General features: G+C 70.4%; 20 protein-coding genes. 8 read left to right on the forward strand and 12 right to left on the reverse strand.

All coding sequences use genetic code 11. The annotated features are described in order from the left end of the window. Window positions 1-21: 21 nt before the first annotated feature. From MUY22_RS21320 to MUY22_RS21330, 3 genes are all read right to left on the reverse strand, one after another. Entirely contained in the window at window positions 22-777 is a 756-nt protein-coding gene (locus MUY22_RS21320) for a hypothetical protein (RefSeq protein WP_247061937.1), read from the reverse strand. A 519-nt stretch (window positions 778-1,296) separates the two neighbouring features. Then, on the reverse strand, window positions 1,297-2,109 hold the full coding sequence (locus tag MUY22_RS21325; RefSeq protein ID WP_247061939.1) for a DUF3152 domain-containing protein: 813 nt from the start codon (window positions 2,107-2,109) through the stop codon (window positions 1,297-1,299). Window positions 2,110-2,236: 127 nt separating this feature from the next. Next, entirely contained in the window at window positions 2,237-3,244 is a 1,008-nt protein-coding gene (locus MUY22_RS21330; RefSeq protein WP_247061941.1) for a polysaccharide deacetylase family protein, read from the reverse strand. A 250-nt stretch (window positions 3,245-3,494) separates the two neighbouring features. On the opposite strand from MUY22_RS21330, the gene MUY22_RS21335 reads away from it, so the two are divergent. Further along, entirely contained in the window at window positions 3,495-4,415 is a 921-nt protein-coding gene (locus tag MUY22_RS21335; RefSeq protein WP_247061943.1) for a hypothetical protein, read from the forward strand. A 579-nt stretch (window positions 4,416-4,994) separates the two neighbouring features. Here the strand turns inward: MUY22_RS21335 and MUY22_RS21340 are convergent. Continuing rightward, entirely contained in the window at window positions 4,995-5,348 is a 354-nt protein-coding gene (locus MUY22_RS21340) for a WGxxGxxG family protein (protein WP_247061944.1), read from the reverse strand. A 283-nt stretch (window positions 5,349-5,631) separates the two neighbouring features. On the opposite strand from MUY22_RS21340, the gene MUY22_RS21345 reads away from it, so the two are divergent. Next, window positions 5,632-5,973, forward strand: a complete 342-nt coding sequence (locus MUY22_RS21345) for a hypothetical protein (RefSeq protein ID WP_247061945.1) — start codon at window positions 5,632-5,634, stop codon at window positions 5,971-5,973. Window positions 5,974-6,265: 292 nt separating this feature from the next. Continuing rightward, window positions 6,266-6,628 (forward strand): hypothetical protein, encoded by a 363-nt coding sequence (locus tag MUY22_RS21350; protein WP_247061946.1) that lies wholly within the window; start codon window positions 6,266-6,268, stop codon window positions 6,626-6,628. Between the two features lie 387 nt (window positions 6,629-7,015). On the opposite strand, the gene MUY22_RS21355 is transcribed toward MUY22_RS21350, so the two are convergent. Further along, on the reverse strand, window positions 7,016-7,222 hold the full coding sequence (locus tag MUY22_RS21355; protein WP_247061947.1) for a hypothetical protein: 207 nt from the start codon (window positions 7,220-7,222) through the stop codon (window positions 7,016-7,018). A 200-nt stretch (window positions 7,223-7,422) separates the two neighbouring features. Between MUY22_RS21355 and MUY22_RS21360 the strand changes: the two genes are divergently transcribed. From MUY22_RS21360 to MUY22_RS21375, 4 genes are all read left to right on the forward strand, one after another. Further along, a complete protein-coding gene (locus tag MUY22_RS21360; protein WP_247061948.1) occupies window positions 7,423-8,364 on the forward strand; it encodes a glycoside hydrolase family 43 protein in 942 nt (313 codons plus the stop codon). A gap of 114 nt (window positions 8,365-8,478) precedes the next feature. Then, window positions 8,479-9,147, forward strand: coding sequence for a hypothetical protein (locus tag MUY22_RS21365; RefSeq protein ID WP_247061949.1), 669 nt, complete (start codon window positions 8,479-8,481; stop codon window positions 9,145-9,147). Between the two features lie 243 nt (window positions 9,148-9,390). Continuing rightward, entirely contained in the window at window positions 9,391-10,014 is a 624-nt protein-coding gene (locus MUY22_RS21370) for an SGNH/GDSL hydrolase family protein (protein ID WP_247061950.1), read from the forward strand. Between the two features lie 405 nt (window positions 10,015-10,419). Continuing rightward, window positions 10,420-11,148: a GAF and ANTAR domain-containing protein gene (locus MUY22_RS21375; RefSeq protein WP_247061951.1), complete on the forward strand. Its 729-nt coding sequence runs from the start codon at window positions 10,420-10,422 to the stop codon at window positions 11,146-11,148. A gap of 24 nt (window positions 11,149-11,172) precedes the next feature. On the opposite strand, the gene MUY22_RS21380 is transcribed toward MUY22_RS21375, so the two are convergent. The 5 genes from MUY22_RS21380 to MUY22_RS21400 form a co-directional block, all read right to left on the reverse strand. After that, the gene (locus MUY22_RS21380) at window positions 11,173-12,546 is read right to left on the reverse strand and encodes an alpha/beta fold hydrolase (RefSeq protein WP_247061953.1); all 1,374 of its coding nucleotides are present in this window, start codon (window positions 12,544-12,546) and stop codon (window positions 11,173-11,175) included. Window positions 12,547-12,583: 37 nt separating this feature from the next. After that, window positions 12,584-13,831, reverse strand: a complete 1,248-nt coding sequence (locus MUY22_RS21385) for a beta-ketoacyl synthase (protein WP_247061955.1) — start codon at window positions 13,829-13,831, stop codon at window positions 12,584-12,586. Then, window positions 13,828-14,061 (reverse strand): phosphopantetheine-binding protein, encoded by a 234-nt coding sequence (locus MUY22_RS21390; protein ID WP_247061956.1) that lies wholly within the window; start codon window positions 14,059-14,061, stop codon window positions 13,828-13,830. Before MUY22_RS21390 ends, MUY22_RS21385 begins: the two co-directional genes overlap by 4 nt. Window positions 14,062-14,315: 254 nt before the next feature. Next, window positions 14,316-14,531 (reverse strand): hypothetical protein, encoded by a 216-nt coding sequence (locus MUY22_RS21395; protein ID WP_247061957.1) that lies wholly within the window; start codon window positions 14,529-14,531, stop codon window positions 14,316-14,318. A 133-nt stretch (window positions 14,532-14,664) separates the two neighbouring features. Beyond that, window positions 14,665-15,606: a lysyl oxidase family protein gene (locus MUY22_RS21400; RefSeq protein ID WP_247061958.1), complete on the reverse strand. Its 942-nt coding sequence runs from the start codon at window positions 15,604-15,606 to the stop codon at window positions 14,665-14,667. A gap of 162 nt (window positions 15,607-15,768) precedes the next feature. Between MUY22_RS21400 and wecB the strand changes: the two genes are divergently transcribed. Continuing rightward, complete coding sequence (gene wecB / locus MUY22_RS21405; RefSeq protein ID WP_247061959.1) at window positions 15,769-16,923, forward strand: non-hydrolyzing UDP-N-acetylglucosamine 2-epimerase; 1,155 nt, start codon at window positions 15,769-15,771, stop codon at window positions 16,921-16,923. Here wecB and MUY22_RS21410 read toward each other — a convergent pair. Both MUY22_RS21410 and MUY22_RS21415 read right to left on the reverse strand, forming a co-directional pair. Beyond that, window positions 16,878-18,209, reverse strand: coding sequence for an NAD(P)/FAD-dependent oxidoreductase (locus tag MUY22_RS21410; protein ID WP_247061960.1), 1,332 nt, complete (start codon window positions 18,207-18,209; stop codon window positions 16,878-16,880). The genes wecB and MUY22_RS21410 overlap by 46 nt on opposite strands. A gap of 7 nt (window positions 18,210-18,216) precedes the next feature. Further along, window positions 18,217-19,032, reverse strand: coding sequence for a glycosyltransferase (locus MUY22_RS21415; protein ID WP_247061961.1), 816 nt, complete (start codon window positions 19,030-19,032; stop codon window positions 18,217-18,219). Window positions 19,033-19,172: the final 140 nt, after the last annotated feature.

A 19,172-nucleotide genomic window follows, 5' to 3' on the forward strand; every position in this document is an offset into this window, starting at 1 on the left:
TCAGCTCAGCGACGGGGAGGTTCAGCTGTCGTCGCGGTGGCGGTCCGTCCAGTTGCCGTCGCCGGAATCGGCGACGGAGGACACCTCGTGCACCACCGCCCCGGTGGCGTCGGCCGCGTTGTACCAGGACTTGTAGCCGGCGTATTCCGGTACGGCCACGGCCTGCACGCCCTGCGAGGTCGCGCCGCCCGGGCCGGCGGCCAGATCGGCTGACTCGTAGGTGGCGTAGTCGGTGCCGGCGTGGCTGGCGACCTTGCTGGAGGTGGCGCCGCTCACGTCCGCTGTGAGGGTCTTGTCGACGTAGCCGGCATCATGGTCGCGGTGGCGACCGGGACGGCTGCTCTCGGCGTGGGTGGCCGTGTGCCGGCGGTGGTTCTGTGCCACGTGTCGCGTGTTCTGGCGCGTGGAGTGCGACGCGACGGTGTCATTGTCGGTGTCGTAGTCGTTGTCGTGCACCGAGTTGCCGTGGTAGCCGTCGGACTCCGTGTCGGTCGTCCAGCTGCCGTGGTGGTGGCCCGTGCCGCTCTCCGAGTGGTGCAGGACCGCGGCGCCCCCGGGGCCCGCGATGCTGCCGCTCTGCTCCGTCCACCACCAGCCGTGGTGGCCGGCGCGCATCTCCTCGTGGGTGGTTCCCGCGCCGCCGATGCCGGCGTAGGTGGTGGACGACTGGACGGTGTCGGGCCGGTACGGGCCGTCAGCGGTGTCCGCACCCGAGGTGCCGGCCAGGAACAGGGACAACGGCACCGCGAAGGCCCCGGTGACAGCCAGTCGTCGCAAGGTAGACATGATTTCTGATGGTCCTTTCGAAACGTCGGCGCTGACGGTTGCCGTAAAGGAATCGAGCGCCGGGGGTGGCGCGGAACAATTTCCGCTTTACGGACGTTACCCAGTCCGCTCTGTCCGGCCACGTTTTCTCCGGCGTCATGACCCGATTGGTGCCGTGGACCAGTCCAGTGGAGGACAGAACGAAGATCCGGCCAGGTCAGCGTACTTGGGTGGAGTGGATCACGCGTCCCGGAGCGCCGGTGAGCACTCGACAGGGTGGCCGGCCGGTAGGGGGATCGCCATCGGAATGCGGTCTGGCTCAGCCGGTCTTCGGCACGTTGCCCGATGTCGTTTTGGTTCGGATCTGCTCTTTGGAGTGCAACATTGTTTGAACGTTCGCAGGCTATTCAAGGCGGCGCGGCCGGTCTGGGGAAAAGGGCGCGGCCGTGAACGCAGCTCGCAGATCACGTTCTGCTCGAAGGCATCGCATGCGCACCCGGCCCCCAGCGGCTCGGCGGGTGCGGACCGGCGTCACGGCGCCGGCGTGACCCACGGGTTCGGCCGGCAGACGGCGCCGTCCGGGCGGACCTTCGCCGCCGCGCCCGGTTCGGTGCGGTTGAGGTCCGCCAGGTAGGTGTTCGACAGCCCGAACGTCTGCTGCATCATCACCGGGGCCGGCGCGCCGGCCCCGGGGCAGCCGACGTGTCCGCGGCCGAGGGCGTGGCCCACCTCGTGGTTGATCGCGTACCGCCGGTAGCTCGCGAGGTCGCCGTCGAAAGAGTGGGCGCCCCGGATCCAGCGGGCCAGGTTGACGACGATCCGGTGTCCTCGTGCCAGGTGGCAGGAAGAGTCGTACGGGATCGCGAAACCGCAGAGGTCAGGGCGTCGGCTCGTGCCGGGACTGGTGAGGAGGATCCGGAAGCCGGGCCGCCCGTCCGGCACGTCGACCCGCCGGAACGACACCCCGCCGAGCCCGATCCAGCCCCGCGGGTCCCCGAGGATCGCGTCCACGTCCGCGGCGAAGGAGGGGGCGTGAACGCCCTCCTCGACCTCGACGGTGTACGTCAGCTGCCTCCTGCCGGTTCCCGCCGTGGCGCCGGTCGCGCCGGGAACGACGTGCCACGAGCCGGCTCCCGTCGACGTGACCGGCTCGCCGTCGGGCAGTGCCGCCGGCTCCGGTGCGCGGACCGCGGTCTGCGCACCGGCCGATCTCGGAGCGGGTCGCGGAGACGCGGTTCCCGTGATCGTGCGGGGCGTGATCGCCGCCGGCATCAGGAGCACGGTCACCGACAGCAGGAGCGCCAGTACGAGCACACCCGGCTGCCACCACGTGGCGGCAGGCACCGCGAGCGGTGGCCGTTCGCCCGGGAGGGGCTCGTCGGCAACCGGAGCGACGGAGGCCGGGAACCGGTGGGGCCGCGGCTGCGGCAGCCAGTCGGCGCGGTGGCCATCACGCCGCACGGGCGCGGGTTCAGTACGCAAGGCCCGCACTCGCACAAGCCGGAGCGGGAGCTTCTTCGGATCGCGGGTACGAGACCGTCGCCGGGTCGCCGTCCGAGGTGTACCGCCGCCCCTTCGGGGAAGCGAGCACGTCGAGCCAGTGCGCCGAGCCGTACTGCGCTTCCGGGCCGGTCGACTGCGAGCGGATCCGCGGGATCGACCCCGGCTCGAACTCCCGGGAGCACGGGGACGGTGCCGGCCCGGCCCCGACGAGCAACGCGCCATCGTAGGAATAGCCCGGTCCGTGCAACGCCAGCTCTTCCCGGCGGGGATGCGCACCGTAGGGCAACGCCAGGGTGGTGGGCCGGTAGCCGGGAACGGACTGCCGGATCAGCGCGTCCTCCTCGGCGATCGCCGAGGTCACCGCGCCTTCGGGGGCACTGCGCAAGTTGGTGTGCCGTCGCGTGTGGTTGCCGATCTCGAAGTGGTGCTCGGCCAGCCAGCGCAGCGCGCGCCCGTCGTCGGAACCGCCGAAGGGGTTCTCGTTGACGTAGAGGCTGGCGACCGGCCGGAACCGGGGGTGCGCGGCCGCGACGTCCAGCAGGATCCGGACGGCGGTACCGGCCGCGGGTTGCCCTTGCGGGGTGAGGGCGAACGCGCTGGGGTCGCCGTCGTCGAAGGTCAGCACCACGGGATGGGTGCCGGCCGGCAGGTCGAGCCGTCGTGCCAGCAGGTCGGCGGTCGTCACGGGCACGTAGTCCTCGGCCGCGAGCCGCTCGAGCTCGGCGGTGAAGTCGGCGGGCGTGCGGTCGTAGACCGACTTCGGCCGGTCGACGATGCGGTGGTACATCAGGACCGGGATCCGGCCGAGCTCGTCGGACCCGGCCTGGCGTGCGGACGCGGCCGTGACGCGTGCGGGCAGTGCGGCCGGTTCGGGCCGTGCCGTCTCCGTCGGGGGAGCCGTGGACGCGGGAACGCCGCAGGCCACCGCGGTGAGCACGGCGACGAAGCCGATGCCGAGCCGGAAAGGGGAACGCATGCCCGAAGTGTGCGGCGGAGCCCGCCCGGACGCGTGCCGATCCACCGGGTCGGGTGAGCGGGGCTTTCATTGCCTCAGCTCGGAAAAGCACGTTTCCGCTGGCCGGGACACCGAGCCGGTGGCCGGCCCCGGCACGATGCGGTGATCGTCGCAGAAGGGGTTTGCCGAAGATCACCGCGGGTACTTTCCTGCGATGGCCCCGAATTCGCGCTCGGCGTCCGCCACGCACCGCGGCCACGGAGGAGAACGCATGCGCAACCTCGATCGCCGGCTCGTTCTCACCGCCGCTCTCGCGGGACTGGCGGCGACCGCCTGTGGCGCGTCCCGGCGGGATCGCGTGCTCGCGATGCCGGTGACCGCGTCCCCGGCCCAAGCGGCGGCCCCCGCGGCGCCGCCGCCGAACCCGCTCGAGACGAGCCTGCTCGTCGGCTTCTGCGGTGCGCCGGGCGCGAAGGCGCTCGGCCGGATGACCGGGGATCTCACGGCCGCGAGCCGCGAGCTCCGCCGGCAGATCCAGACCTTCCCGCCGGGGCGGCCGGTGACGCCGGTCGTCGAGCTCATCGCCACGACCGTGCACCGCTCACCCGGCGCGGACGGTACCTACCGCAGCCGCTGCGCGGATGACACGGTGCGGCGGTACCTCGACGCCGCGCGGGCGCTGAACGGCCTGTTGCTGCTCGACATCCAGCCGGGTCGTGCCGACTTCCTGCCCGAGGTCATGGCGTACGAACACTGGCTGACCCAGCCCGACGTCGGCGTCGCGCTCGACCCCGAGTGGGCCGTGGAGCCGGGCGTGGTGCCCGGGAAGAAGTTCGGGCGCACCACCGGGGCCGAGCTCGACGAGGTGGCCCGGTACCTCGGGGGCCTGGCGGGGACGCACGGGCTGCCCGCCAAGGTGATGGTGTACCACCAGGTGGCGGCGTCGGTCGTGCGCGACGAGGAGCTCCTGCTGCAGCACCCCGGGGTCTCGGCGGTGAAGGTGGTCGACGGCATCGGTTCGGCCGCGGCCAAGAAAGCGACCTGGAAGACGCTCATGACGACCAAGCCCGGCCACGTACTGCCCGGCTTCAAGCTGTTCTTCGACGAGGACACCCGTCACGGCGCCGATCTGATGACGCCGGCCGAGGTGCTGGCCTTGAACCCGGCACCGGCGTACGTGGTCTACGAATAGCCGCAGGGGAAAAGCACGTGCATTCGCACGTGATTTCCCGGCTGCGCGAACGCGGGTTTCTCGGAAACGGGAGCCGCCCCGCCAGATTTCGGTGGACCGGCACCTCGGGCGGCTCAGTCGGTTCCGGACATAATCCCAGTGATGATCACTTTGTGTAGCAATAGCCTCTCGTGCGGGTGGGCGGGACCGCTTGGTCGCCCGCCGCGGTGGGCATCTCGTTACTGAACGTGTAATAATTGGGGCCTCGCGTCGTGAAGAGGTTCATGCGACCGTGAGGTTTCGCCGGTGGAGCAAGTGGGTAACCAGGCGACTTTGCCTCGCGCCGGAAAGACACTCTTACGAAGGGTGTGCGGCGAAATCGCTTCTCGCGCGTCGAATCCACCACTAATCTGAACGGCGGCGAAAGAGCCAGCTTTCCGGGCGGCCATCGGCCTCCTCGGCGCCGGGTCCCCGATGCGACGGGCGCCGGCCGGAAGGTACCGACAGGAAAACGTCCCGGCGCGGGGTAGCGCCGGGACGTTTCTTCGCGATGGAAAAGGGGAGCCGGGTGCGTTCCTGCCTCGCGCGCGCCGAGCGCGATCAGGCTCCCGGCGGGTTCCGCCGCGGCTCGGCGGGCGGGTACGCGTTGACGGGCGGTTCGCCGGCGCTCGCGGCCGGGTACCCGGCCATGGCTCCGGTCTTGGGGCCGCGCCGGACCAGTCCGGCCAGGCCGAGCAGCCCGAGGAGGCCCAGCAGTCCCCACGAACCGCTGTCGCCGTCGTCGTCCTGTGCGGCACCACGGGAAGTGCCGTCGTTCGGATCGTCATCGGCCTGGTGCGACACCGTGGACTGCGCCGGCATCGGCGTCGCCCCGGCCGGAGCCGCTCCCGCCAGCGCTACGACGGCGGTCGTCACGCACCCGCAGATCAGTTTCCGTGCGGTAGAACTCGTCACGTTCTTTCCTCCTCCTGAGTCGCGGACTGTGGGCTACCCGGTGCGTACCCGGGCCGTCGGCGTTCACACGCGCTGTCACGGGAACGGGTGGCGGATCCGTTCGCACGACCCGGGTTCCGCCGTTTCAGGACCCTTTGTAGGATGTGATCGGTTCAATCAAGAGCCGTGGAAGGGCCGTGCTGTGCGCGCGCGTCCGCCACCGGCCGGCCTTCCCCTTTTGCGCAGGTCGCGCATCCGTCACCGGAAATGAACACCGTCCACGTCGTGGACTTTTGGGGGAGGAATGAACGAACGTCTCGTTGTCGCGCCCGTCGGCGCGGCCTTCACGCCACGCCTGATCTGCACCACCGGTGACCGTTTGATCCACCCGGCGGACCGCCACAACGACCTGGCGCGGATCGTCGTCCGCTGGGCTCGCGCGTGGGTCCCCGAGACTTGGCCGGCCCGCAAGTACTTCACCGCGCTGGGCATCGGCGACGACGAGAACCCCAGCTACACCGACGAAGACGTCTCGGGCTGGCGGCTCCTGCAGCCGCGGCCGGGCTCGCTCGCGTGGCGGGTGCGATCGGGAGAAATCGACGTGGCCACGGCACTCACCGCCGAAGCGGAGGCCTGGCCGACGTAGTAAACGGGCAGAAGAAGCCCTGTGCCGCCAATGCGGTGGCGGCACGGGGCTCTTTGTCGTGCCCGCCGTCGTGTCGTCCTGAAATCGGGGAGTGTCCGCGGTGCGAGAAAGGTCGGATTACCCGAACGGGCCAACGGTTGCGTGGTCAGCGGTTCGCGGTAGCCACACGATGGTGGGGGTAACTGGAAACCGTGGGGATGTGTCAGTACGTTTCCTCACACACGGGGTCGGAAAAACACACCTTCAATGCCGCCCTGTCCGACGCAATCGTCAACATTCGAGGAGCAACTCCATGCTGAAGAAGATCGGCTTCGTCACGGTCGCCATGGCCGCCGGTGCGTTTCTGGCCGGCGGCATCGCCGCCGCCGACACCCCGGACGGCCACCACGGCCACCACCACGGCGGCTACGACCACAGTGGTCAGGTCGGCTTGGTGAACCTGAACAACACCGACGTGCTCCACAACGTCAACGTCACCCCGGGCCTGTGCGGCAACGACGTCAACGTGCTGGGTGTGCAGGTCCCGATCCGCGACTCGCTGAACGGCATCGGCGTGCCGATCCTGTCGCCGGGCGAGAACGAGGCCGCCGGTGAGTCCCCGTACAACTGCGCCGCGGGTGCCGTGGTCGACGGCGGCACGAGCCAGGACAACTGAGTTTCCCGTGCCGAGGTCGCCCGCTGTGTGTGCGGAAGCCGGCCGAGGCACGGTCTCCGGCGATTCGTGTCGATGTCGTATCGCGTGCCCGGAACACGGAGCGAGCTGCACACTCCTGTTCCGTGTCCCGGGCACGCTGCGACGCGAAGCGACGCCGGCACGGGTGGGACCGGTCACGCATCTGGAGAAGTGTCACCGGTCCCACCCGGCGTAACCGCACGATAACCGACATCCCCGGACCCGGCGAACCGAAGCCGGGCCGGTCTTCGGCGTTCGGCACCTCTGTCACGGCAGCACCGTCGCCGGCCACCTGGTCGGCCACAGTGGCCAGATCGGCCTCGGCAACGTGCAGAACCTCGACGCGGTGCACAACGTCAACTGACGCTTTCAGACCGGCCGCCGTGCGGATTGCCCCCCGCGCGGCGGCTTTTGCGTGCGGTCGAGGCGGCGCACGGCGATGTCGCGCACCACGAGAACCGCCGCCGCCGCGACGAGCGCCAAGCAGTAGCGGCCCGGGGCATCGAAGAACGGTGATCGCCGGGCGATGGGATTTCCCTTTCTCCCCAACGTACTTCCCAGGCTTTCGGTCTCCATCGACGCCGTTCCTTCGGCCTCGCCGAGCGGGTTCCCCGCGCGGGGCGCACCCCGTCCGCTCCTGGAGCGCACGTGTCGGCGGCTACCCCGCGCCGCCCGGTCGAATCCACTCGATCCGGGCGCTCGGCGAAGTCCACGCTTCCCAGTGACAGTGACCCCGCCGCATTGCCGAACGCGTTGCCGTGATTGAAGAATTGCGTATGCGTATCAGGAGTTTCCTGCTCCTCCCCGTCGTCACCATCGTCTTCGCCTTCGCGCTGAGCCCCGCCGCGGCAGCTGTCAGTGCGCCCCGGCTGCTGATCAACCAGGACTTCCCCGATCCCGACGTGGTGAAGGTAGGTTCGGGCTACTTCGCGTACTCGACCGGAGCCGGGGCGGTGAAGGTTCCCATTGCGGGCGCTCCCGCCCCGGAGGGGCCTTGGCGCGTCCTCGGTGACGCGCTCGCGGCCATGCCATCGTGGGCCAAGCCCGATGGCGGGGTCTGGGCACCGGATGTCACCCAGCTGACGAATGGGACGTTCGTGCTGTACTTCTCCACGACCGTCACCGCGGGTGGCGAGATGTGCATCGGTGCCGCCACCGCGGCGAAACCCGAAGGTCCGTACTCGCCGGCCGGCGACGGGCCGGTGATCTGCGTTCCCGGCGACAGCGGCGACATCGATCCGCAGACGTTCGTCGACCCCGACGGCACCCGCTACCTGCTCTACAAGAGCGACGGCACGACCCCCGGGGCGCCGGCGGCGATCTGGTCGCAGAAGCTGCAACCCGACGGCCGGACGCTCACCGGACCACGCGTCGAGCTCCTCCGGGCCGACCTCACTTCGGAGAAGGCGATCGTCGAAGCACCGTCGGTTGTGAAGACGGCGACGCGCTACCTGCTCTTCTACTCCGCCGACACGTTCCAGAGTTCCGGCTACCACACGGGATACGCGTCCGCGCCCACGATGGCCGGCCCGTTCGTGAAGGCCGACAGCCAGTTCCTGTCGACCGGCCTCCTCGGCGGCAAGGCCGACGCACCAGGCGGCGCGGACGTCGTGGACGGCCACATCTTCTTCCACGGCTGGCTCGGCGGCGGCCGGACCGCGCGGGGGCTCTACGAGCTGCCGGTCACGTTCCCCGGCGACGTTCCGCAGGTGGGCTGAGCGTCACCCACCCGGGTGGTGATCCGGTTGACCGCTCGCCGGCGGGCTATCCCGTCGGGCAAGGACTCCGCGGTGGACCAAGGCTCCGCGGTGACAAGGGAAGGGAGGACCGCCATGACGGCATTGTGGGGATTGGCAGGTCTGCTCGGACTGTTCGGCGTCTTCGGGCTCGTCCTGGTCCGACGTCGCCGCCGGCCGCGAAGCGGAAGCGAGGATCCGCTCGCCCGGTACCCCGTGGCGCGCGAACCCGCGACACCGAACGCCGACGCCGCGCACACGCCCTTGATGACACCGGTGATCACGCCGCAGATGCTGACCGCGTCCGCCGGTCGCGCACCGGAGCGCACGGTTCCGGTCGTGCAGCGACCGGCCGAGCCGGCACCGCCCGAAGCGGGAACCATCGCCGGGGAGATCGTTCTGGATCACCCGGAGCCCGTGGTGCCGCCCGCACGACCGGAACGGCAGACCACTCACGAAGACGGCACGGTCAAGACAGCTGCGCTCCGAAAGCAAACGACGTCTCGCGAGCAGGAGGACGCCGAGCCTGTGGTACCGCGGCAGCAGACGACTTCACCCTACGAGAGCCGTGTCGATTCCGCGGCGCCTCCCGAGGAGGAGGCGGTTCCCGGCCCGGAGGAAACGGTCACGGGAACGGAAGAAGCCCTGGAAGAGCAGTCGCCCCGGGACACCGAACCGGCGGCACAGCACCGTGAACGGCACTTCGGCCCACGCGCCGCGGTGCGGCTGGTCATCCACCACACCAGGAAGGTTCTCCGACGCTGAAAGCGTGCTTCCGGCCGGATCGAGGGCGTGGATGGTCGTGTTCGGCCGTCGATGCGGCGGCCCGCGGCTCAGGTGGCGAAACAGGTCAGGTGAGGTGGGCCGGCGGCGGCCGGCGCTCCCAGCCGGCTCGGCCCCCACGTACTCGCAGGGACGCGGGCCCGTTCGATGCGAATCCGCCGCCCGCACCCCCACCGGCCGGTGACCTCGGGAAACAACGGCGGTGAACCTGCGTTGTAGAGGAAGATGACTTCGCCACGCTCGTCCGCCACCCTCCGGTTCTGCATGCTCGGTGACTCCTTGGCCGCCGGCGTCGGCAGCGACCGCCAGGAAGACACCCTCGGTCACCGTCTCGGCCGGCGCCTGCGTGCCGCCGGTCACCTCGTGGCCCTCCGGAACGTCGCCGCCCCCGGTGCCCGCTCGACGGACCTCGAGCGCCAGGTGAGCGCCGCGCTGGACGGGGGAGCCGACCTGGCGCTGATCGTGATCGGCGCGAACGACCTCGCCGGGTTCGTGCCTCCCGCGGTCGGTGCCCGCCGGCTGCACGACGCGGTGACGCGGCTGGTCCGGGCCGGCGCGCGGGTCCTCGTGGTACCGGCACCCGATCTGGGCGTCGTCTCGCGCGTGCCGGTGGCCTATCGCGCGCTGGTCTCCGCGGCGAGCGAGCACTACGCCCGGGCTCAGACCGAAGCCGCCGTCCGTGCCGGCGGTTCCGTGGCCGCCGCGGGTCCCGAGATCGCCGCGCGGTTCGCCCGTGATCCGGCCCTGTTCTCGCCTGACCGGTTCCACCCGTCGTCGGCCGGATACGCCGTGATCGCCGACGCGCTCGCGCCGCACGTGCTTGCCGTTGCGGCCGGCCCCGCGGCCTGAGGCGAGCCCGCGCGTGCGACCGATTCTTCTTTGAGCTATTCGGAATTCTTGTCGCGCGAACGAGAGACGCGGTTGCCGGTACCCTGGGGTAGGCGCTCGCCGTCCGTCTGTAAGCTGTGTGAGGTTCAGCAGAGAGCCGCCCCGAGGTTGGGCGCCCGCTGTCCTTCCCCTTTTGTGTACGCCCGTACATCCACGAAATCCGGCTTTGTGTTCATCGCGCTGGTTCCGCGAGGATAAATTCTGTTTGCCGCTTGCAACTTATCCGCGCCGGCCACGAGTGGTGTCGCGCGACGCCCGCAGGTTGCGATTGTGGAGAACGGGTAATCGCCCGGAAAGTGCACCAGGAGGTGGGGGAGATGGATGACCGGCAGACCTGGAAAGGACCCTGACGCAGGCAGAGCCGATATGGCCGCGGCGGAGGGCGAAATCGGAACGCCTGCCGAGCGGTTCGCGGTGCTGACTCGCGGTTTGCTCGGCTCTGCGACGGTGACGGAAGTGTTCGGGCAGGTGACGGCCGCCGCGGTGGAGCTGGTTCCCGCGGCCGATGCCGCCAGCGTGACACTGCGCGGCCCGGATGGGCAGTTCCACACCCCTGTGGGCACGGATCCCCTGGCCGCCGAGCTGGACCGGGTTCAGTACGGCCTCGACGAGGGCCCGGGTGTGGAGGCCGCTCGGATGCTCGACGCGGGCATCGCCCACAGCGACGACATGCTCGAGGCTTGGCCCAGGTTCGGCCCTGCGGCGGCGGTCCGCGGAGTGACCGCGGTGCTCGCCGCCTCGCTTCAGCTTGCCGCTCAGCCGCTCCGGCTGGCCGGCGCGCTGAACCTCTACACCCGCCGGACGGGAGGGTTCGGAGCCGGCGCGCGGGACACGGCCCTGCTGCTGGTGACCCACGCGTCGCTCGCCGTCGCGCGGACCCAGGCGGCCGCGTGGAGCGAGCTCCAGATCATCCATCTCCAGCGGGCGCTCGACGGTCGTGACGTGATCGGGCAGGCCAAGGGCATCCTCATGCAGCAACGCGGCCTGAGCGCGGACGAAGCCTTCGATCTGCTGCGGCGCACGTCGCAGAGGCTCAACGTCAAACTGGCCACGCTCGCCGCCACCGTCGCCGCCCGGCAGGCCGACCAGGCTTGACCGGATCCTTCGGATCGATCCTGATCAGTGGACGTGATCGGGTTCGTGTGCGCGCGGAAGCTCGATCTCGGCCCACACGGTCTTGCCGGTGGCGCGTTGCCGTTGCCCCCAAGACGCGCTGATCGCGGCGACCAGCGTGAGCCCGTGTCCGCCGGTGGTCGACGGAGGTCGCGGGCAGGCGGAGTCGAGACAGGTGTCGTCGACCTCGACGCACAGCCAGCCGGGTTTGCGCAGCAGCCGGATCTGGCGCGGTGGTTCGCCGTGCCGAAGGGCGTTCGACGTCAGTTCGCCGACCACCGTGAGCACGTCGAGCCGTTGGTCCTCAGGTAGGTCCTGCACCACCCGGGCGGCCCAGGTGCGCACCGTCGCCAGCTCCCGGAGGTCGTCGGCGACCTCCAGGGCGATCACCCGCAGCCGGTCGTCGACCGGAGCCGTCCGCTGTTCGGTCGACCCCGCCATTTGCGGGTGAAGCGATGATCTCGGGCCGTGGTGGCCGGCTGCCGAAAGGGCGAGCGTTTTCCCGCCCGGTGCCGGGGAATCCCAGGCGGCGACGTACGGGGCGGAACCCAAGGGTTCGTCGGTGAAGAAGCGGGTGGCCAGATCGGCGACGTCGGCCGCGCGCTCGAGGACGACCCAGTGGTCGGAATCCTTGATGGTGAGGAACCGGCTGCCCGCGATCGTGGCCGCGAACTCGCGCTGCAGCGCGGGGGCGGTGATCGAGTCGTGCTCGCCGGTGAACACCAGCGCCGGTACCCCGGTCAGACCGCCGTCGAACGCCGGGCCGCTGATCAGCGAGCGGCGCAGCGAGTCCATCACGTGAGGCACCTGGACGGCGACGTGGAGCATCGACCGCCTGACGTACCGGTACACGAGGGAACGTCGCGGGATGTGGCGGTCCTCGTCGAGACACAGCTGCATCCGCGCGGCCACCGTGGCGAAGGCTTCGACGTCGCCGTTCTCGAGGTGCTCGGCGGCCTGACGCAACGATGCGCGCTGCGCCGCGCCGGTGTGCGAGACCACTCCGCCCAGGGCCAGCCGCGCGATCCGGTGCGGGTTGCGCCGAGCACAGCCGAAGGCGAGCTCCGCACCGTAGGAATAGCCGAACAGGTTGACCCGGGGAACGTCGAGGTCGTCGATGATCCGGTCGATCGCGGTGGCCATGAACTCGGTGCCGGCCCCGGGCGGCAACGGATCCGACTCTCCCATTCCGGGGAGATCGGCGGTCACCAGGCTGGCCACCGGGGTGATCCGGTCCTCCATGTGGGGCCAGCCGTTGCTGCCCTGGAACCCGCCGCCGATCACGATCACCGGTTCGGTCCGGGGGCTGGGCCGGCGGAGGATCCGGTAGCTGAACCGGGTCCGGCCGACGGCCAGCGCGCGGACGACTTCCTCGTGCATGCTCAACTTTCTGCTCCGAAACGGTGTCGAGCCCGGCTCAGCAGCTCTTCGTGAGGACGAGGGCGGCGTTGTGGCCACCGAAGCCCATCGACGTCTTGACCGCGCAGCCGAAGCCGGCGACCCGGGCTTCCTTGGCGACCACGTCGATCGGGATCCGGATGTCCCGGGTCCGGAGGTTCGCCGTGGCCGGCACCAGCTGGTGCTCCAGGGCCAGGACGGTCAACGCGGTCTCGATGCCACCCGCCGCGCCGAGCGCGTGGCCGGTCATGGCCTTGGTCGAGGTCACCAGCGGCCGGTCGCCGAGGACCCGGTGCAGCATGGTGGCCTCGATGAGGTCGTTCATCACGGTGGACGTGCCGTGGGCGTTGACGTGGCCGACGTCGGCCGGAGCCACGTCCGCGTCGTCCAGCGCGGTCCGCAGCGCTCGCTCGATCCCGTTGCCGTCGGGATCCGGCGCCACCGCCGCGTAGGCGTCGCTGGAAGCGCCGTAGCCCGCGACTCCCGCCCGGATCCGGGCACCCCGCGCGGCCGCGTGCTCGGGCCGCTCCAGGACGAGCAGACCGGCGCCCTCGCCGACGACGAAACCGTCGCGGTCGGCGTCGAACGGACGGCACGCCGCCGAAGGGTCGTCCCGGCGCGTGGACACCGCGCGCATCTGGCAGGCGCTGGCGATCAGCAGCCGCGAGCACACGGACTCGGCGCCACCGGCGATGACGACGTCGCACGCGCCGGACCGCAGCAGCTGCAGGGCGGTGCCGATCGCGACCGTGCCGGAAGAGCACGCGGTGGAGACGCTCAGGCTCGGGCCCCGGGCGCCGAGGTCCATGCAGACGCTGCTGGCGGCGCTGTTCACCGTCGTCATCGGCGCGAGCTTCGGCGAGACCCGGCGGGCGCCCTTCTCCGCGAGCACCGTGCTTTGCCGGTCGTAGAAGGGAAGGCCGCCGTGGGCCGACCCGATGACCACCGCGACCCGGTCCGTCTCCCACACCGAGGTGTCGAGCCCCGCGTCCGCCACCGCTTCCCGGGCGGCGATCACCGCGAGCTGGGAGAACCGGTCCATCATCCGCATGGCCGGCACACCCAGGAGGCTCTTGGTGTCGAGGTCGTCGACGGTGTACATGAAATCGCACGGCAGACCGGAAAGCTCGTCCTGACGGTGGACGCCTTTGACGGCACCATGACCGGTCACACCGCGCCAGGCGGCCTCGACGCCGACGCCTGCCGCGGTGACGAGGCCCAGGCCCGTCACCGCCGCGGTGAGCCGGTTCCGGGAACGCGCGGTCACGCCGCGAGTTTCTCGTCGACGGCCGTCGCGAGCTGCCCGACGGTCTCCCGTGAGGTCAACCGGATGTCCTCCAGGTCGATGCGCAGGTGTTCCTCGAGCAGCACGCGCAGTTCTTCCAGGGCGAGGGAATCCATGCCCAGCTCCCGGAGTGCGACGTCGGGCCGGACGTCGACGGACTCGATGCCGAAGTTCTCGGTGAGGAGGGTGGCGATCTCTTCTGTGGCGGTCACTGTGGTTCCGGCTCCCATTCGATCTTCGGGCGATCACACCTGTCTGTGGCCGCGAAGCGGCGCATCAGGAGATGCCCGCGAGTCACCCTTTATACGTGGCTCCTGCGGGAATTCGGCTTTCTTAGCCGGATGGAGTGAGAACCCGAATCGGACAGGCTGGTCGAACGCCCACGTCACAGGCTCGGCGCGGATTCCTCGGTATCTCGATCGGGTGGACGTTGTCGATCAACGCCGTCAGGAATCACCTGGTTCTGTTATTGCTCACATCGCGCGGGAGCGCGTTTACCACTGCGTGGAGTGGTGCCGACGCGCAGGACGATCTCCAGCAGCGCGCCTTGTTCCTCGGCGCTGACCCGCCCGTAGCCGGGTGAGGCGACGACGACGCGGCGCAGGTCGTCCGGGTCGGCGGTGCCGGTGTCGAACCCGGCCACCCCGGACACGTCGATCGGTCCTCGGCTCTGCGTCTCCACCCGATGTTCTCCCGGTTCGATCGTGGCCGACCCGTCGCTCCGGGTCGTGGTCCACGTTCGTCATCGCTCCGGTTTTCCCGGTGTTACCCGTCCGCTCCGGGTTCGCTCGACGCGGTGATCAGGACGCTGTCCGTCAAGGACAATGCGCCTGTCCGGGACAGCTGCGGAGGAGTTCGACGACCGGTGCTTCCGGGATGCCCCGGTCCGGCCCGGGCATCCCACGCGGCCAGTCGATGGACAGGGAGACGGCGGCGGAGTTGTTGCCGTAGTCCTTCTCGGTCAGGGTCCGGTCCGCGTTGACGGTGTTCACCAGTTCGTACGTCCCCGACGGCACGTGGGTGATGTCCAGCCACTGGTAGTCGACGTCGTACTTGTAGTCGTCACCGGCGCCGACCGAGATGCCTTCGGTCACGTCGAGGGCCGTCGGCTCGTGGTGGCGGCAGGTGTTCGCCCGGAGCCGTTCGGCGAGCTGCGCGTCCGGGCCCGCGTCGCCCGGCACGTGCGCCAGGCGGTCGATGTCCGCCACCGGAAACCGGTCGCCGAGGCAGAAGCCGTTCTTCCGGTCGGTGACGACGACCTTGCCCTGGCTCGACACCAGCGTGAAGTGCTCGAAGTTCATCAGGTGCCAGTGCTGGTGCGCCATGGCCGGTTCGTAGTAGGTGAAGGCCCGGGTGGCCCGCTGGGCGGACGCGTAGTCCGGCGGTATCCATCCGTCCGCCGCGGTGCGCAGCGCCTGGCGGACGGTCATGGTGTCCTGCTTCACGCTGTCCCGGTGACCGTAGAGCAGCAACGGCCCGTCGCCGATGTTCTCCTCCGAGCTGGTGAAGCGCAGCCGTACGGCTTTCGCCGCGGTCTCGCCGACGCACCGGCCGTTGGGCGCGCCGGGATCGATCACCGGGCACACGTCCCAGGCACGGCAGTGCACGGGATCGCCGGAATCCCCGCCGGCGCACCCGGGCGGGGCCTGGCGGAGATCCGGGAGGAGCAGATTCGATGCCGCGTCCGCGCGAGGCGCCGACGCGGTGACGGTGGTCAGGAGCGCCACCGCTGCCAGCGCCACGTACTTCTTGAACAAGTGCTGGACCGTTCCGTCGGCTGTTTCCGGCAGGCTATCCCAAGTGGACGGCGATATTCCGTTGCGTACGAAGAAAATGTCTACCCGATGGGCTGATCCGGCATCGATGGCTCACGTCCGGTGAGTAGCGTGCGTGCGAACATCCGCCGAAGGGACCCCAGCATGTCGACCACCGCGGACGTCCGCGAAGTTCTCCCGGGTTCCCTCGGCCCGCCGCGGCCGGCCGTGGTCAGCGGTGTCACGCTGGTGTGCGGCACCCGCCCCGAGCTCATCAAGCTGGCCCCGCTGATCCGGCACCTCGGCGACGAGTGCGCGGTCGTCTACACCGGACAGCACTACGACCGGTCGCTGTACTCGCCGATCCGCGCGGATTTCCCGCCGACGAAACGGTTCCACGAGCTCGGCGTCGGAGCCGCCAGCCGGGGGGTGCAGCTCGGCCGGGCGGTCAGCGCGGTCGACGAGATCCTGGCGGCCCACCCGGGGCGGGTGGTGCTCGTCCAGGGGGACACGACCTCCGCGCTCGCCGGCGCGCTGGCGGCCAACGCGCACGGGCTCCCGCTGGTCCACGTCGAGGCCGGACTGCGCAGTCACGACCGGGCGATGCCCGAGGAGCACAACCGGATCCTGATCGATCACCTGGCGGACCTCTGTTGTGCGCCGACCGAGCTCAACCGCCGCAACCTCCTGGCCGAGACCATTCCGGCCGAGCGGATCGCCGTCACCGGCAACACCGTGGTCGAAGCACTGCGGACGGCCCTTCCGCGCGCCCGGGAACGGACCGCCGTCCTGGCCGGCCACCGGCTCGTGCGGGACACCTACGTCCTCGCCACCGTGCACCGTCCGGAGAACGTCGACGATCCCGTTCTGCTGGCGGTGATCCTGCGCGAACTCGCCGCTTTGCCGCTGCCCGTGGTGTTCCCGCTGCACCCGCGCACGGCCAAGAGCGTGGACCGGTTCGGGCTGACCCGGCTCCTGGAACCGCTGGTCGTGCTCGAACCCCAGGCTTACCCGGCGTTCCTCGCGCTGGCCGCCGAAGCCGCGGTGATCGTCTCCGACTCCGGTGGCATCCAGGAGGAGGCGAGCGTGCTCAAGCGGCCGGTGGTGGTGGTGCGGCGGAGCACCGAGCGGCCCGAGATCGCGGGGACGTTCGGTGTGCTGGTTCCCCCCGGCCCCCGGATCGGTTCCGCGGTCGCGGCGTGGCTGGACGACGTGGCGGCCCACCGCGACCGCCTGCGGCACATCCCGTCGCCGTACGGGGACGGGGCGGCTTGTCACCGGATCGCCGAGGCCCTCGAGGTGATGTTCCCGCTGGGCTGAACGAAACCGTCCGTCACCTGGTTCGCGAGCGTGACGCTCGAGTTCCAGCTCGTCACGTCCGGGTAGACGTGTGCCGTGGTCGCCAGCAGCAGGTTCGTGCCGTCCACCGCGACGGGGGGTTGCCGCGCGAGGTAGCCCAAGGGGTACACCGGCTCGACGAACGGTGCCTTGAACACCCGCACGTCCTCGATGTCGTCCGCGCGGAGCTCGGGGTACAGGCCCATCAGCTGCGCGGTCCACCGAGTGGCGATCGCGGCGTCTTCCTCGCGGTAGAGCCGTGACTCCCGGCCGGTGTACCGCATCACGTAGGTGAGGTGGGAGCCGCCGTAGGCTTCGGGACCGGCGAGCGCGGACATTTCGACGACGCCGTCGAACTCCGTACCGGAGTGCAGCACCGGTGTCCAGTAGTGCCCGGTCAGCGGACGGCGGAGGAAGAACGCGGCGGTGACCACTCCCTGGTAGGGCAGGTCGGTCCGCGGCAGGCGGGCCGCGAGTTCCTCGTCGGCGAGCCGTCGCAGCAGCGGCAGCGGCACGGTCGACACGACCTGCGTGACGTCGAGCACCTCGCCGTCGGCGACGGTGAGGGAGCAGCCTTCGGCGGTGCTGCTCAGCCGGTGGACCGGCGCGCGGGTGCGGACGACCCCGCCCGCGCCCTCGATCGACGCGCGCAACGCGTCGATGACGGCCTTGTAGCCGCCGGCCGGGTAGCCGCGGGTCGCGACGTTGCGTTCCCGGCCGAGCCGTTGCCACAGGTACAGCGCGGGGACGTCGCCGAAGGAGGCACCGAACTTCGAGCCGAACATCGGCGCGAAGAGCTGCTCCCAGACGTCGTCCCCGTACAGCCCGCGCAGCCAGTCCTCGGTGCGGAGCTCGTCGAGGTCACGTCCCCGGCCCAGCCGGCGCAGCAGTACCGAGACCACGCCGAAGCGCACCCGGTCGCGGAGCCGGAGCGGGGTGAACCGCAGCAGGTCGAGGGCCGAGTTGAACCGGTGCCGCCGGCCGTCGACGATCATGCCCATCGTCGTTTTCCGCCACCGCACGGAGTCCTTCAGGTTCAGCTCGTCCAGCAGCCGCAGGAGGCTCGTGTCGGTGGGCATCACGCAGTGGTAGAACCGCTCGATCCACTGGTCCCCGTGCGGGAAGAACGTGCCGAGGCCGCCGAGCTGGTCACCGGCCTCCAGCAGGGTCACCCGGATGCCGTCGCGGGCGAGCCGGTGGGCGGCGGCGAGGCCGCAGATGCCGCCGCCGATCACCGCGACGTGCGGTCGAAGGGTCGAGGAAGTCACCGACGTGTCACAGCTTCCGGTAGGGCGCCGGGCTGAGCCGGTCGCGGGCGAGCAGCTTCAGGTACTGCACCAGGGTCCGCCGCAGCTTCAGCTTGCTCGGCCCCTGCTTGCGGTCGTACCGCAGGGCCAGCGGGACCTCCGTGATCACCGGGCGGCAGTGCCGGAGCTTGAGCAGCAGTTCCACCATGCAGGCGAAGCCCTGTTCCTCGATGAGCCGTTCGCCCCAGTGGGCCGACGCCCTGGCCAGCAACGAGGCGCGGTACGCGCGGTAGCCGCTCGTGAAGTCGCGGACGCCGTCGACGTCGAGCGCGCGGTGGAACAGCTGCGCCGCGCCACGGGAGAGCATCCGCCGGCCGAACGGGGCGGTCCGGTCGTCCCCGCCCGGGACGAACCGCGAGCAGATGGCGACGTCGGCACCGGCGGTGATCTCCGCCTGCAGCAGGCGGATCAGGCCGGGGTCGTGGGTGTCGTCGGCGTCCATCACGACGACGATGTCGTCGGGACCGGACTCTTCGAGCGCCGCCCGGAGCCCGGACAGCACGGCACGGCCCAGCCCGAGGTTCACCAGGTGCCGCACCACCCGTACGTCGAGCCCGCCGAAGCCCGCCTCGGCCACGGACGCGGTGCGGTCGGCGGAACCGTCGTCGACGACCCAGACGGTGATCCGCTCGGTGAGCGCCACCTCGGCGAGCCGCCCGAGCAAGGAAGGCAGCGACGCCTCTTCGTTGAACGCGGGCAGGACGACGTGAGCCCGCCCGCTCGTCCGGACGGTGGGCCGGTCTGGTTTTGTTCTCGTAGCCAGACCGGCTTCTTCGAATGCCACGGTTCCCCTTCGGGTGCTCGGTGCGGTCGGCGACCGTAGCCTTTGGTTCGGCTGTCAGCTCATATTCGGCTAGATTGGGTCTTTTCTTTAGTGCCGCCCGCTGTCCCCCGAAAGGAGGGGACGTCACCGGAATCACGCGG

The organism is Amycolatopsis sp. WQ 127309 (assembly GCF_023023025.1).
In the GTDB taxonomy this organism is placed as follows: Bacteria; Actinomycetota; Actinomycetes; order Mycobacteriales; family Pseudonocardiaceae; genus Amycolatopsis.